Raw genomic sequence first — 12,349 nt, 5'->3', positions numbered from 1 at the left:
CCGTCACCGGGGGCTCGCCGACCGCAGTTCGGCCCAGACCACCAGCCGGTAGGTGGAGGTGAATTCTGGTGTGCAGGTCGTCAGCGTCAGATAGGAGCCCGGTGCGGTGAAGCCGTACGAGGGGTGCACGGAGCTGTGCGGCACGGCGGCGATGACGGCGGTGTCGGAGGGGGAGGTCCGCGGCAGGACGCTGCGGACGACGTAGCGGTAGCGCGCCCGCGCGGTGTCGATGCGGACGGTGTCGCCGGGCCGCAGCCGGTCGAGGCGGCGGAACGGCTCGCCGTGCGTGTTGCGGTGCCCGGCCAGCGCGACGTTGCCCGCGTCGCCGGGCTGCGCGGTGTGCGAATAGTGCCCGACGTAGCCGTGGTTGAGGACCGCCGCCCTGCCGACCCCCTCGGCGACCGGCGCGCGCAGGCCGATGCGCGGGATGCGCAGCACGGCGTATCCGAGGCCGGGACGGGGCGGCGGATCGGCGGCGGGGCGGGCGGTGGATCCGGGCTGCGCGGTGGCGGCCGGAGCGGCACCGGACGCCTGCGGGCCGTCCGCCGTGGCTCCGGCTCCCGGCGCCGCCCCGCGCGCCCACCCGCTCTCCAGCTGCCCGACGCGGTCCTGCGCGGCGTGCTGCGCCTGAAAGTTGGTCCACCACAGCTGATGCACGACGAGCAGCAGCAGGACCGCGCCGAGCGTCACCGCCAGCTCGCCGCAGCCCCACAGGGCCCGCGCCGCCGGCGGCCGCCGCGTGCGCCGCCCCCGCGCTCCGACCGCTCTTCGCTCCCGCACGCGGGCACCGTAGGCCCTGCGGGCACAGGCCGCCAGAGTGCGGACGCGGCCCGTCCCGCGGGGGCCTGGTCAGCCGCCGAACGCCCGCGAGACGGCGTAGATGCACAGCCCGGCGAGCGCGCCGACGACCGTGCCGTTGATCCGGATGAACTGGAGGTCGCGGCCGATGTGCGCCTCGATCTTCTTCGAGGTGTGCTCGGCGTCCCAGGAGGCGACGGTCTCGGTGATCAGGGAGGTGATCTCGCCCTGATACGTCGTCACGACGTAGACCACGGCGCCCTCCAGCCAGCCGTCGACCTTGTCCTGGAGCCGCCCGTCGCGGGAGAGCCGCTGCCCGAGGGAGAGCAGGGCGGCCCGTACCCGCAGCCGCAGTTCGCTGCGCTCGTCCTCGGCGGCCGCCACGATCATGGCGCGGACCGCGCCCCACGCGGAGGCGATCAGGTCCTGTACCTCGCCGCGGCCCAGCACCTCCGACTTGAGGCGCTCGATGCGGGCCCTGGTCTCCGGGTCGTGCCGGAGGTCGTCGGCGAAGTCCGTCAGGAAGCGGTCCACCGCGCCGCGCGCCGGGTGCTCGGGCATGTCACGCATCTCGGTGACGAACCGCAGCAGCTCCTTGTAGACCCGGTCGCCCACCTTGCGGTCGACGAACCGCGGGGTCCATCCGGGCGCGCCGCCGGAGACCGCCGTCATGACGGAGTCGCCGTGCTCGACCAGCCAGTCGTGGGCGCGGACGCACACCAGGTCCACCACCCGCCGGTGGCCGCCGTCCGCGACGATCTTCTCCAGCATCGAGCCGATGCCGGGCGCGATCTCCTGCGCGTCGGCCCGCCGGGTGATCGCCTCGCCCACCACCGCCTGCACGTCGGAGTCGCGCAGGACGGTGAGCGCGCCGCGCAGGGCGGTGGACAGTTCGGCGGTGACCCGGTCGGCGTTGTGCGCGTCGGCCAGCCAGCCGCCGAGCCTGCGGCCGATGCCGACGGAGCGCAGCCGGCGGCGTACGACCTCGCCGGAGAGGAAGTTCTCGCCGACGAAGTCACCGAGACTCTGCCCCAGTTGGTCCTTCTTGGTGGGGATGATGGCGGTGTGCGGGATCGGCAGGCCCATCGGCCGCTTGAACAGTGCCGTGACCGCGAACCAGTCGGCCAGCGCGCCGACCATCCCGGCCTCGGCGGCCGCCGCGACGAACCCCGTCCAGCCGCCCGCCCCGGCCGATCCCGCCCACTTCGCCAGGACGTAGACCAGCGCGACCCCCAGCAACAGGCCGGTGGCCAGCGTCTTCATCCGCCGTACGGCGCGACGCTTCTCCTCGTCGGCGGCGCTGTAGCCGAAACCGCCGGCCGGCGCCACGTCCGGCTGCGGCGCCGTGTCCGTCTGCGTGCGTTCCATCCACTCCACCCGTCCGCCTAGGGTCTCTCTCGTTCGGATCATGCCGGACCCGCGAGCGCCGTCACCCGTCCGGGCGAGGCGTCATATGCCCAACTGTGCCCTCTTCACGGAACGAACCACGAGTTCCCCGCGTCCCGTCGTGGGGGCCGGTCAGGGCGCCGGGCCGCCCCCGGATTCTCCGTGGGACCATGGGGGACCGATCGGACCGCAACGGTGCCGCTGATCGCCGGACGAGCGAGATCTCCGCACTTCGCCCGCACGAAGGCGCGGAGGGCTCCCGCATCCGGCCGCCCTGCCCGCCCGGAGCCTGCCGCTCCGCCGTCCCAGGAGATCCGTCCCGCATGAACAAAAGTGTGGGCTACGCCCTGCTCGCCGGCCTGGCGGCCGTGGTGGTGCTCGTCTCGACCGCCATTTTCGTCGGCTTCGGCGGCCACGGCGGCGGCCTGGGCACCTCGCCGAACCCGCCCCGCGACCCGGCGGCGCCCGCCACGGCCGGCCAGTGGGTCGGCACCTGGTCGGCGGCAGCGGCGGCCGCCGAGCCGGGCACCCTGGACGGCTACGCGGGCATGTCGATCCGCAACGTCGTGCACACCAGCGTCGGCGGCTCCAGCGCCCGCATCCAGCTGTCGAACCTCTACGGCACCCGCCCGCTGCCGGTCAGCCACGCCTCACTTGCGCTCGCCGCGACCCCCAGCAATCCGACCGCAGCGACCGGCAGCATGCGCAGGCTCTCCTTCGGCGGCCGACAGGCGGTGACCATCCCGGCGGGCGGCGCGGTCACCAGCGACCCGGTCAGGCTGAACGTGCCGCACGACACCGACCTCCTGGTCACCACCTACTCCCCGTCCCCCTCGGGCCCCGCCACCTACCACCCGTACGCCCGCCAGACCTCCTACCTGGCACGCGGCGACCGCACGGAGGACGACACCGGCGCCGCCTACACCGAGCAGAGCCCGTACTGGCGCTATCTGACCGGCGTGGACGTCTGGAGCCGGGAGGCGCACGGCTCCGTGGTGGCCATCGGCGACTCGATCACCGACGGCATCACCTCCACCGTCGGCGCCAACCACCGCTGGACGGACTTCCTCGCCGAGCGGCTGCGCAACGAGCCGGGCGCCCCCCGCCTCGGCGTGCTCAACCAGGGCATCAGCGGCAACCGCCTGCTGGTCAACGGCAGCCGCTTCTCGCCGAACAACGGCCCCAGTGTGCTGTCCCGGCTGGAGCGCGACGCGCTCTCCCGCACCGGTGTGAAGGCGGTGGTCGTCGAGATCGGCCTGAACGACCTGTTCAAGTCGCCGCGGCAGCTCGACCCGCAGAAGATCGTCGCGGGTATGCGGGAGATCGTCGACGAGGCGCACGCCCGCGGGCTGCGGGTCACCGGCGGCACGCTCAGCCCGTTCGGCGGCCACCGCGGCTACTCACCGAAGCTGAACGAGGTGCGCGAACAGGTCAACAAGATCATCAGGTCCGGCACCGTCTTCGACGAGGTCGTGGACTTCGACAAGGCACTCCGCGACCCGGCCCACCCCCTGCGGCTGCGGCCCTCCTACGACTCCGGCGACCACCTCCACCCGAGCGACCAGGGCTACCGCGCGATGGCCGACGCACTCGACCTCGACCACCTCAGGCGCCCGGCGCCCGCCTCGCTCTGACGCCGGGCGGGCAGCTCCGGACGGCGCGGACGAAAGCCCCGTCGGGTCTCCGGAGTTGGAGACCCGACGGGGCTTTGCACCGCACGCGACCTGCCTCAGGCGCGGAACTCCCCGGCCTTGACACCCGCGACGAAGGACGTGAAAGCGGTGGCCGGGACGCTCAGCGCGGGGCCGTGCGGGGCCTTGGAGTCACGGACGGGGACCACGCCGCGTGAGGCGACGAGGTTGGCAGCGATCTCGATGCACTCGCCGCCGTTACCACTGTAGGAGGACTTGAACCAACGGGGGGATTCGGTCGTCACGAGGGGCCCTTTCTCAACTGCCTTATCACGGCCACGGATTCCGCCTGGGACAGCGACTCGGCCTGCAACTGACGGTAGGCGGACAGCGCGGACAGTACGAAGGTCGCTTCGCGGTCCAAGTGCCCCTGGGCTCGGGACTCCGCATACGCGATCACGGACCGGTCCGGCAACGTCAATAGATTGATCGACAGGTTGAAGGAGCGCCGCTCACCTATGTCGTACGGGGCAACTTGAAGCATCGAGTTCGGCAACCCGGCGAACTCCACGAGGCGTTGAAGCTGCTCGTCCATGACCTCGGCTCCGACGACCGGGCGACGGATGCAACTCTCATCCATCACCACAAGCATCGTGGGGGGACCTGGCGCGCACCAGCGTCGCCTGCCGCTCCGCCAGCACCGAGACGCGTCCAGCATCCTGTTCGTGTGTGATGGCCCTCGACGTACGCCACCTCCCGCCAGAGCGCTTGCGTACGCGGGCGTCTGAAGAAGGCCGGGGATGACCCCGATCTGGAACATCCGGATTTCGACCGCCCGCGCCTCGTGCGTGACGTACTCCGGAAACCCCTCCAGCAAGCTCCCGTTTCTGATCTCCCCCCACGCGCGCTCGAACGGCTCCGCGGCCCCCGTGAAGCCGAAGGCCGTCGACCTGATCGCCGGTATCGCCCTCGTGAACGCGCGGAGCCGGGGTGAGGTGCTGTGACGGGCTACCTCGCGGAAGTGCGGGTCGGCAGAAGGCCATTCGGGTCCGACGACGTGGCCGCGCACATCCTCGGCACCCTCTGGACGATCTCCCCCGTGCCGGCCGTGCGGTAGCTGCGTGCGGTGAACTGCCAGGACTGCCGGTAGCGGGCGGCCCCCACCTCGCCGCAATGCCGGGCCGGGCGGCGGGCCCGGTGCCTCACCGTCCGGCCGCGGGCGGGGCGGCCACGCCCGGCACACCGCCCGCGTACAGCCGCGCGATGACGTCCTCGATGTCCGGCTCGCGGATCGAGAGATCCACCAGCGGATAGCGCGCGGCGACCGCCGCGACCAGCGGCGCCGCGCTCTGCCCCGCGGGGAACGCCAGCCACTGCCGCGGCCCGGCCACCTTGACCGTACGGGCCCCCGGCAGCCCGTCGATCGGCGGCAGTTCCCGCTCCAGGTCGACCACCAGCGTCCGCTCCCCCTCACCGGCCGCCCGCAGCCCGTCGAGCCGCCCGTCGTACACCAGCCGCCCGTGGTCGATGACCATCACCCGGCGGCACAGCTGCTCGATGTCGGTCAGGTCGTGGGTGGTCAGCAGGACGGTGGTGCCGCGCTCCGTGTTCACCTCACGCAGGAACTCCCGCACCTTCGCCTTGCTGATCACGTCGAGCCCGATCGTCGGCTCGTCCAGATACAGCACCTCGGGGTCGTGCAGCAGTGCCGCCGCGATGTCGCCGCGCATCCGCTGCCCCAACGACAGCTGCCGCACCGGCACATCGAGCAGCGGCCCCAGATCCAGCAGCTCCACGCACCGCTCGCGATTCGCCCGGTAGGCGGCGTCCGGGACGCGGTACATCCGGCGCACCAGCTCGTAGGAGTCCTTCAGCGGCAGGTCCCACCACAGGGTGGTGCGCTGTCCGAACACCACCCCGATCCGGCGGGCGAGCCGGGTGCGCTCGCGCGAGGGGTCGAGTCCTGCCACCCGCAGGCGGCCGCCGCTGGGCGTCAGAATGCCCGTCAGCATCTTGATCGTGGTCGACTTGCCCGCGCCGTTCGGCCCGATGTAGCCGACCATCTCGCCACGCGGCACGGTGAACGTCAGCCCCTCCACCGCCCGCACCTCCTGCCGCACCCGCCGCAGCCGCCCCGCCTTGCGGCGCACCGAGAAGACCTTCTCGACGTCCGCCACCTCGATCAGCGCTTCCCCTACGGCACCACTCACCGCTCCTCCTCCTGTCGTCTCCCGCACCACCTCAGCTCCCCGTGCTCCGGTACGCGCGCACCCCGTACCGCCAGGCAAGCCCCGCCACCATCCACAGCACCACGGCCACCGCGGGCCCCAGGAAGTCCACCCACCCCGGCAGCCCCAACGGGTCGTCATGCCCCAGCAGCCACAGCGCAGGCAGCCAGTTCACGAACGCCAGCGGCACGATGAACGTCACCCCGCGCACCAGATCCTTGGCGAACACCGTCGGCGGGAACTGCAGCATGGCGTTGCCGCCGTACGTGAACGAGTTCTGCACCTCGGCGGCATCCTGGGCCCAGAACTGGAACGCGGCCCCCAGCGTGAAGACCGCCCCGAAAATGGCCGCGCCGCACACCACCGTCAGCGGCACCATCAGCACCCGGCCGGCCGTCCAGTCCACGTCAAGACGGCCCAGCGACCACCCCAGCACCAGCAGCGCCTGGGAGATCCGGCCCAGCCTGCGCAGCGCGAAACGGTCCGCCGCGAGCTGCGCGAAGACCGGCACCGGACGCAGCAGCAAGATGTCGAGGGTGCCGTCACGGATCCGGCTGCCGAGCCGGTCCATGCTGCCCAGCAGCAGATCGGCCAGCCCGAGCGAGGTGCTGGCCGTGCCGTACAGGAAGGCGACCTCCGCCAGCGAGAAACCGCCGAGCGCGTCGATACGGGAGAACATCAGCACGAGCGCGACGAAGTCCAGGGCGCTGGCCGCGAAGTTGCCCAGCGCCGCCATCACGAACGACGCCCGGTAGGCGAGCGTCGAACGCACCCACATCCACACGATCAGCCCGTAAACCCGCAGCCCCTGCGCCACCACGGCGGCCCGCCCGCCGCCGCGTCCCGGAGCAGCGGCCGACTCCCCCGTCACGGCGGCCTGTACCGGGTCGACGTCAACCACCGTGCACCACCACCTTCCTGGTGGCCGCCGACTGCATCAGCCGCCCCAGCGCCAGCAGCACCACCGCCCAGCCCGCCTGGAACACCAGCCCCCGCACCACCGCGCCCCCGGTCCGCGCGCCGAGCAGCACATCCGCCGGAACCTGGAGCAGCGCCGCCCACGGCAGCAACTGCGCCACCTGGCCGAACCCGTCCGGGAAGATCCGCAGCGGCAGCACCATCCCGGAGAAGAACATCGCCGCGAGCCCGCTGATCACCGCCAGCCCCGAGCCGTCCAGCAGCCAGAACGACGCCACCGCGACGAGATAGCGCAACGCGAAACTCACCACCACGGCCAGCCCGGCCGACAGCAGGAACAGCCCCCACGTCCACGCCTCCCCGGGCAGCGCCAGGTCGAAGAAGCAGGCGCCCACCGCCATCGGCACCACCCCGCGGCCGATCAGCTGGAACCCCGCCCGCCCCAGATCCGCCGCAAGCCACCACGACTGGAGGTCGGCAGGCCGGTGCAGATCCACCGCGATGTCCCCGTTGCGGATCCGCTCCTGAAGTTCGGCGATCCCGCCGCCCGCCATCATCGCGGTGGCGGCCAGCAACGCCTGCCCCGTCCAGGCGAAGGTCAGCGCCTGCGCCTGGTCATAGCCGCCCAGGTGCGGCCGCTCGTTCCACAGCGCGATGTACGAGTAGGCGACGATGAAGCCGAAGACGGTGTTGGTGAACACCCCGGCCGCGGTGGCGACCCGGTACGTGGCGTACCGCCGGAAGCCGCCGGCCGCCACGGCCGTGTACAGCATCGGCGCGCTCCCTCTCCTTCTCGGTGCCGCGGCCGCCCGAGCGGCGGGCCCGTCGGCCGGCCGACGAACGCGGCACCGGCCGGCGGACGGCGGCAAAGCACCGGAGCGTACTGCGGCAACCGGAGCGACCACCATCGATTTATCACCCGTACGGGCGAGACAGGGGGCCCATCCGGCCGGGCGCGGAGCGGTCCCGGGCGCGTGCCACCCCTCGGGACAGGAACAGATGATGCGACAGTACGTCCCGGGGCGGGTAAGCCTTGTCACGACGTAGCGCGCATCCCCCACACGGCACCGATCCGCCGCAGCACCACTCCCGGCGGCGGCAGAGGAGTCCCACCAGACATGAGCGAAGAGCCGCAGCACGGCCCGGAGCACGACGGGCCCTCCGACCCGGCGGCCGCCTGGGCCGAGCGCCCCCGCCGCCGCCCGCGGCGCACCGGCTGGCGTCGCCTCCTCCCCGGCTGGCGGCTGCTCCTCGGCACGCTGCTGGTGATCCTGCTGGTCGGCGGCGGTGGCCTGATCGCCGGCTACCTCCTCGTCGACATCCCGCCCGCCAACAGCGCCGCCAAGGCCCAGAGCAACGTCTACCTCTACTCCGACGGCACGGAACTGGCCCGCGACGGCGACGTCAACCGCGAGAACGTCCCGCTCAGCCAGATCCCCAGGACCGTCCAGCGGGCCGTGCTCGCCGCCGAGGACCGCGACTTCTACTCCGAATCGGCCGTCGACCCCGGCGCGATGCTCCGCGCCGCCTGGAACACCGCCACCGGCAAGGGCAAACAGTCCGGCTCGACCATCACCCAGCAGTACGTCAAGAACTACTACCTCGGCCAGGAACAGACCGTCACCCGCAAGGCCAAGGAGTTCTTCATCGCCATCAAGCTGGACCGCGAGGTGAGCAAGGAAAAGATCCTCCAGGGCTACCTCAACACCAGCTACTACGGCCGCAACGCCTACGGCATCCAAGCCGCGGCCCAGGCGTACTACGGCAAGAACTCCGACGAACTCACCACCTCCCAGGGCGCCTACCTGGCCACCCTCCTCAACTCCCCCAGCGCCTTCGACATCACCGCCCATCCCGAGAACAAGGCACGGGTCCTGGCGCGCTGGAACTACGTCCTGGACGGCATGGTGAAGAAGAAATGGCTCAGCCGCGCCGACCGGGCCACCATGACCTTCCCCCCGCCCAGCCGCACCAAGGCCCCCACCGGACTCAGCGGCCAGCGCGGCTACGTCGTCAAGGCCGTCACCGACTACCTGACCGACCACAAGATCGTCGACGAGGACACCCTGCGCTCCGGCGGCTACCGCATCACCACCACCCTCGACAAGGACCGCCAGGAGGCGTTCACCGACGCCGTCGACACCCGGCTGATGGACCGGCTGAGCGACACCCGGAAGGCCGACTCCTACGTCCGGGCCGGCGGCGCCTCCATCGCCCCGGAAACCGGCCGGGTCGTCGCCATGTACGGCGGCATCGACTACGCCGAGCAGTACGTCAACGGCGCCACCCGGCGTGACTACCAAGTGGGCTCCGTCTTCAAGCCGATCGTCTTCGCCTCCGCTGTGCAGAACGGCTCCACCACCCAGGACGGCAGCCCCATCACCCCCCAGACCGTCTACGACGGCACCAACAAACGCATGACCCTCAGCAACGGCCGCCCCACCGGCTTCGCCCCCGCCAACGAGGACGACCGCTCCTACGGCCCGATCACCGTCACCGAGGCCATGGACAAGTCCGTCAACGCCGTTTACGCACAGATGGGCATCGACGTCGGCCCCGACAAGGTCAAGAGCACCGCCGTCGGCCTGGGAATCCCGCCCGGCACCCCCAGCCTCGCCACCTCCCAGGGCGCCATCTCACTGGGCACCGCCACCCCCAGCGTCCTCGACATGACGCAGGTGTACGCCACCCTCGCCAACCACGGCCGACAGCGCCCGTACACCCTCGTCGACAAGCTCACCAAGGCCGGCGCGGACGTCCCGCTCCCCGAACGCCCCCAGGCCACCGCCATCGGGCGGGCGGCGGCCGACACCACCACGTCCATCCTGCGCAGCGTCGTCGAGGGCGGCACCGCCACCGCGGCGCAGTCAGCGGGCCGCCCGGCGGCGGGCAAGACCGGCACAGCGGAAGGGGACAAGGCCGCCTGGTTCGCCGGCTACACGCCCGAACTCGCCACCGTCGTCGCCGTGTTGGGCCAGAACCCCAAGACCGCCGCCCAGGAACCGCTCTACGGCGCCGCCGGGCTGCCACGGGTCAACGGCGGCGGCTTCCCCGCCGAGATCTGGGCCGACTACACCGCGACCGTCCTCGACGGACAGCCGGTCCGCGACTTCGACCTCCAACTGGAGCCAGGCGCCCAGGAACCCAACCCATCGGACTCCGGATCCACCACCCCGCAGCCGGGCGAAGGCGAGCCCACGGACACCGGCCCCGGCGAGCCCGAACCCACCGGCACCCTCCCGACCGACACCGCACCGCCGACCGGCGCACCCACCGAAGACTTCCCGACCGTGGGCCCGTACGGCGGCAACGAAGGCCCGCCGGGCCGCCGTTGAACGAGGACCTGGCCGTCGGCTCAGTGACCTGACGTCGCCTTGAGCCCCACCACCGACACCAGCAGCAGACAGATGAAGAAGATCCGCGCCGCGGTGGCCGGCTCACCGAGCACCAGCATGCCGACGACCGCCGCACCCGCGGCGCCGATACCGACCCACACGCCGTACGCCGTGCCGATCGGCAGGGACCGCGCGGCGATCGACAGCAGCAGCATGCTCGCGATGATGCCCGCGCCTGTGAACACACTGGGCCACAGGCGCGTGAACCCCTCGGTGAACTTCATCCCGATCGACCAGCCGACCTCCAGCAGGCCGGCGACGAGCAGCAGAATCCATGCCATGACGGCACCTCCGTGAAAGACCTTCAACAGGGGTGCGTCGTCTTGTCCTGCCCGGTACGGCGCGTCTCGTCGGGTGTCTTCGAGGCTAGCAAAAGCCCAGCACAACGGGCGGTGACCTCGGTCACCGCCCGATCGTCAACGAGAACTACGGATGCCTACAGATTGCGGACGCAGATTGCGGACGACTACAGATACAGCCCGGTCGCATCGTCCGAGCCCTCAAGACGCTCCGCGGCCACCGCATGCAGATCCCGCTCCCGCATCAGCACATACGCCACGCCGCGCACCTCGACCTCGGCCCGGTCCTCCGGGTCGTACAGCACCCGGTCGCCCACCTCGACGGTCCGCACGTTCTGGCCCACGGCGACCACTTCCGCCCAGGCCAGACGGCGGCCGACGGCAGCGGTCGCCGGAATGACGATGCCCCCGGTCGAGCGCCGCTCGCCCTCGGGAATGTCCGTCCGCACCAGCACGCGGTCGTGCAGCATCCGGATCGGCAGCTTGTCGTGGGTGTCCTTGGTGTTATTCGGGCTCACGGCACGACCGTACCCGCACCCGGACAGCGGCCGGGCCGCCGGGCGCCGTTCAGGCGCGACGCCGCTTGGCGCGCATCACCAGCAGGCCCACCACGCCCACCCCGACCATGGCAACCGGAACGATCCGCTCCAGCCGCGGTGCGCCGTCCTCCGACACCAGCTGGGCCCGCACGTCCGAGACCGCGCGGTTGGCGGCCACATACGCACGCCCCGCCGTCCGGTCCACCACCTCGGCGGTCTTCGCCTTCGCCTCACCGATGATCGTCTTCGGGTGCAGCCGCACACCGATCTCGTCCAGCGTCACGGCGAGATCCTGCCGCCGGCGGACGATGTCCGCCTCGATCTGCGCAGGGGTCCTGGCTTCCGACACCGCGCTGCCTCCGTCGTCTCGGGCCGATGCGTACAGGACCGGGCACGAGCCCCGTACGGAACCGGCCAAGATCCTGTCCGTGCCGATTCGTGAAGGACAGTCTGTCAGCTCGCACCCGCCCGCGCCCCACAGCACCCCCGTTCCGCGCAGCCGCGGCTTCCACCGCACCGCACCGCCGGCCCTCCGGAAGCCGTAATCTCGGGGGCGTACGAACCATCCGAAGGAGAGACATGAGCGAGCGACTGCAGACCGGTGACACCGCCCCCGCCTTCACCCTCCCCGACGCGGACGGCAACGAGATCTCGCTCGCCGACCACAAGGGCCGCAAGGTCATCGTCTACTTCTACCCGGCCGCACTGACCCCCGGCTGCACCAAGCAGGCGTGCGACTTCACCGACAACCTCGACTTCCTCGCCGGCCACGGCTACGACGTCATCGGCATCTCCCCCGACAAGCCGGAGAAGCTCGCGAAGTTCCGCGAGAAGGAAGACCTCAAGGTCACCCTCGTCGGCGACCCCGACAAGCAGGTCCTGGAGGCATACGGCGCCTTCGGCGAGAAGAAGCTCTACGGTAAGACCGTCACCGGCGTCATCCGCTCCACCGTCATCGTCGACGAGGAGGGCAAGGTCGAGCGCGCGCTCTACAACGTCAAGGCCACCGGCCACGTCGCCAAGATCATCAAGGACTTGGGGCTGTAAGGCTGTTGCGGCTGTAAGGCTGTTGGGGCTGCGAGCCTGTTGGGCCGTGAGCCTCTCGACGCCGTGCGGCTCCCCCCGCCCCCTCCCCCCTCTCCCCCTACGGGGGAG

The 12,349-nt window shown here is 71.5% G+C and carries 14 protein-coding genes and 1 riboswitch; of the genes, 4 read left to right on the top strand and 10 right to left on the bottom strand.

All coding sequences use genetic code 11. The features are described from left to right. Nucleotides 1–3: 3 nt before the first annotated feature. Together LIU39_RS23365 and LIU39_RS23360 are read right to left on the bottom strand one after the other, a co-directional pair. On the bottom strand, nt 4–780 hold the full coding sequence (locus LIU39_RS23365; RefSeq protein ID WP_227048814.1) for a class E sortase: 777 nt from the start codon (nt 778–780) through the stop codon (nt 4–6). A gap of 69 nt (nt 781–849) precedes the next feature. Then, nucleotides 850–2,166: a DUF445 domain-containing protein gene (locus LIU39_RS23360; protein ID WP_227048813.1), complete on the bottom strand. Its 1,317-nt coding sequence runs from the start codon at nt 2,164–2,166 to the stop codon at nt 850–852. A 341-nt stretch (nt 2,167–2,507) separates the two neighbouring features. Here LIU39_RS23360 and LIU39_RS23355 point away from each other — a divergent pair, with 341 nt between their 5' ends. Then, complete coding sequence (locus LIU39_RS23355; protein WP_227048812.1) at nt 2,508–3,818, top strand: SGNH/GDSL hydrolase family protein; 1,311 nt, start codon at nt 2,508–2,510, stop codon at nt 3,816–3,818. A 95-nt stretch (nt 3,819–3,913) separates the two neighbouring features. Here LIU39_RS23355 and LIU39_RS23350 read toward each other — a convergent pair whose 3' ends face one another. Together LIU39_RS23350 and LIU39_RS23345 are read right to left on the bottom strand one after the other, a co-directional pair. Further along, nucleotides 3,914–4,120, bottom strand: a complete 207-nt coding sequence (locus LIU39_RS23350; protein WP_227048811.1) for a DUF397 domain-containing protein — start codon at nt 4,118–4,120, stop codon at nt 3,914–3,916. Continuing rightward, a complete protein-coding gene (locus LIU39_RS23345; RefSeq protein WP_264483158.1) occupies nt 4,117–4,635 on the bottom strand; it encodes a DUF5753 domain-containing protein in 519 nt (172 codons plus the stop codon). The genes LIU39_RS23350 and LIU39_RS23345 overlap by 4 nt, the downstream gene beginning before the upstream one ends. Here LIU39_RS23345 and LIU39_RS23340 point away from each other — a divergent pair. Beyond that, nucleotides 4,616–4,819, top strand: coding sequence for a hypothetical protein (locus tag LIU39_RS23340; RefSeq protein WP_227048877.1), 204 nt, complete (start codon nt 4,616–4,618; stop codon nt 4,817–4,819). The two genes, LIU39_RS23345 and LIU39_RS23340, sit on opposite strands and share 20 nt — an antisense overlap. A 198-nt stretch (nt 4,820–5,017) precedes the next feature. Here LIU39_RS23340 and LIU39_RS23335 read toward each other — a convergent pair whose 3' ends face one another. The 3 genes from LIU39_RS23335 to LIU39_RS23325 all read right to left on the bottom strand — a co-directional run bounded on the left by LIU39_RS23335 (nt 5,018) and on the right by LIU39_RS23325 (nt 7,734). Next, complete coding sequence (locus LIU39_RS23335; protein ID WP_264483157.1) at nt 5,018–6,001, bottom strand: ABC transporter ATP-binding protein; 984 nt, start codon at nt 5,999–6,001, stop codon at nt 5,018–5,020. A 55-nt stretch (nt 6,002–6,056) separates the two neighbouring features. Further along, nucleotides 6,057–6,821: an ABC transporter permease gene (locus LIU39_RS23330; RefSeq protein ID WP_227048873.1), complete on the bottom strand. Its 765-nt coding sequence runs from the start codon at nt 6,819–6,821 to the stop codon at nt 6,057–6,059. 115 nt (nt 6,822–6,936) lie between these two features. Continuing rightward, a complete protein-coding gene (locus LIU39_RS23325) occupies nt 6,937–7,734 on the bottom strand; it encodes an ABC transporter permease (protein WP_227048809.1) in 798 nt (265 codons plus the stop codon). A 345-nt stretch (nt 7,735–8,079) separates the two neighbouring features. On the opposite strand from LIU39_RS23325, the gene LIU39_RS23320 reads away from it, so the two are divergent. Beyond that, a complete protein-coding gene (locus LIU39_RS23320) occupies nt 8,080–10,296 on the top strand; it encodes a transglycosylase domain-containing protein (protein WP_227048808.1) in 2,217 nt (738 codons plus the stop codon). 20 nt (nt 10,297–10,316) lie between these two features. Here the strand turns inward: LIU39_RS23320 and LIU39_RS23315 are convergent, their stop codons facing one another. The 3 genes from LIU39_RS23315 to LIU39_RS23305 form a co-directional block, all read right to left on the bottom strand. Then, nucleotides 10,317–10,637, bottom strand: coding sequence for a DMT family transporter (locus tag LIU39_RS23315; protein WP_227048807.1), 321 nt, complete (start codon nt 10,635–10,637; stop codon nt 10,317–10,319). Nucleotides 10,638–10,668: 31 nt separating this feature from the next. Continuing rightward, a riboswitch (guanidine-III (ykkC-III) riboswitch) is annotated at nt 10,669–10,736 on the bottom strand. An 86-nt stretch (nt 10,737–10,822) separates the two neighbouring features. Beyond that, nucleotides 10,823–11,125: a GroES family chaperonin gene (locus LIU39_RS23310; RefSeq protein WP_227048872.1), complete on the bottom strand. Its 303-nt coding sequence runs from the start codon at nt 11,123–11,125 to the stop codon at nt 10,823–10,825. Nucleotides 11,126–11,222: 97 nt separating this feature from the next. Then, complete coding sequence (locus LIU39_RS23305) at nt 11,223–11,543, bottom strand: DUF3618 domain-containing protein (protein WP_227048806.1); 321 nt, start codon at nt 11,541–11,543, stop codon at nt 11,223–11,225. Between the two features lie 230 nt (nt 11,544–11,773). Between LIU39_RS23305 and bcp the strand changes: the two genes are divergently transcribed. Further along, nucleotides 11,774–12,241 carry a thioredoxin-dependent thiol peroxidase gene (gene bcp, locus LIU39_RS23300; protein ID WP_227048805.1) on the top strand — a complete coding sequence of 156 codons (468 nt, stop codon included), beginning with the start codon at nt 11,774–11,776 and terminating at the stop codon, nt 12,239–12,241. Nucleotides 12,242–12,349 lie beyond the last annotated feature (108 nt).

It is taken from the genome of Streptomyces pinistramenti (assembly GCF_020564935.1).
Taxonomy (GTDB): Bacteria; Actinomycetota; Actinomycetes; order Streptomycetales; family Streptomycetaceae; genus Streptomyces; species Streptomyces pinistramenti.
Note: the sequence above shows the minus strand (reverse complement) of the source record. Positions and strands in the feature narration are given on the sequence as shown.

Bases quoted from the DNA above. Each gene is read 5' to 3' on its own strand.
- bcp (WP_227048805.1), top strand. From the start codon at position 11,774: ATGAGCGAGCGACTGCAGACCGGTGACACCGCCCCCGCCTTCACCCTC.
- LIU39_RS23320 (WP_227048808.1), top strand. From the start codon at position 8,080: ATGAGCGAAGAGCCGCAGCACGGCCCGGAGCACGACGGGCCCTCCGAC.
- LIU39_RS23330 (WP_227048873.1), bottom strand. From the start codon at position 6,821: ATGTGGGTGCGTTCGACGCTCGCCTACCGGGCGTCGTTCGTGATGGCG.
- LIU39_RS23360 (WP_227048813.1), bottom strand. From the start codon at position 2,166: ATGGAACGCACGCAGACGGACACGGCGCCGCAGCCGGACGTGGCGCCG.
- LIU39_RS23315 (WP_227048807.1), bottom strand. From the start codon at position 10,637: ATGGCATGGATTCTGCTGCTCGTCGCCGGCCTGCTGGAGGTCGGCTGG.
- LIU39_RS23310 (WP_227048872.1), bottom strand. From the start codon at position 11,125: ATGCTGCACGACCGCGTGCTGGTGCGGACGGACATTCCCGAGGGCGAG.
- LIU39_RS23325 (WP_227048809.1), bottom strand. From the start codon at position 7,734: ATGCTGTACACGGCCGTGGCGGCCGGCGGCTTCCGGCGGTACGCCACG.
- LIU39_RS23340 (WP_227048877.1), top strand. From the start codon at position 4,616: ATGACCCCGATCTGGAACATCCGGATTTCGACCGCCCGCGCCTCGTGC.
- LIU39_RS23345 (WP_264483158.1), bottom strand. From the start codon at position 4,635: ATGTTCCAGATCGGGGTCATCCCCGGCCTTCTTCAGACGCCCGCGTAC.
- LIU39_RS23355 (WP_227048812.1), top strand. From the start codon at position 2,508: ATGAACAAAAGTGTGGGCTACGCCCTGCTCGCCGGCCTGGCGGCCGTG.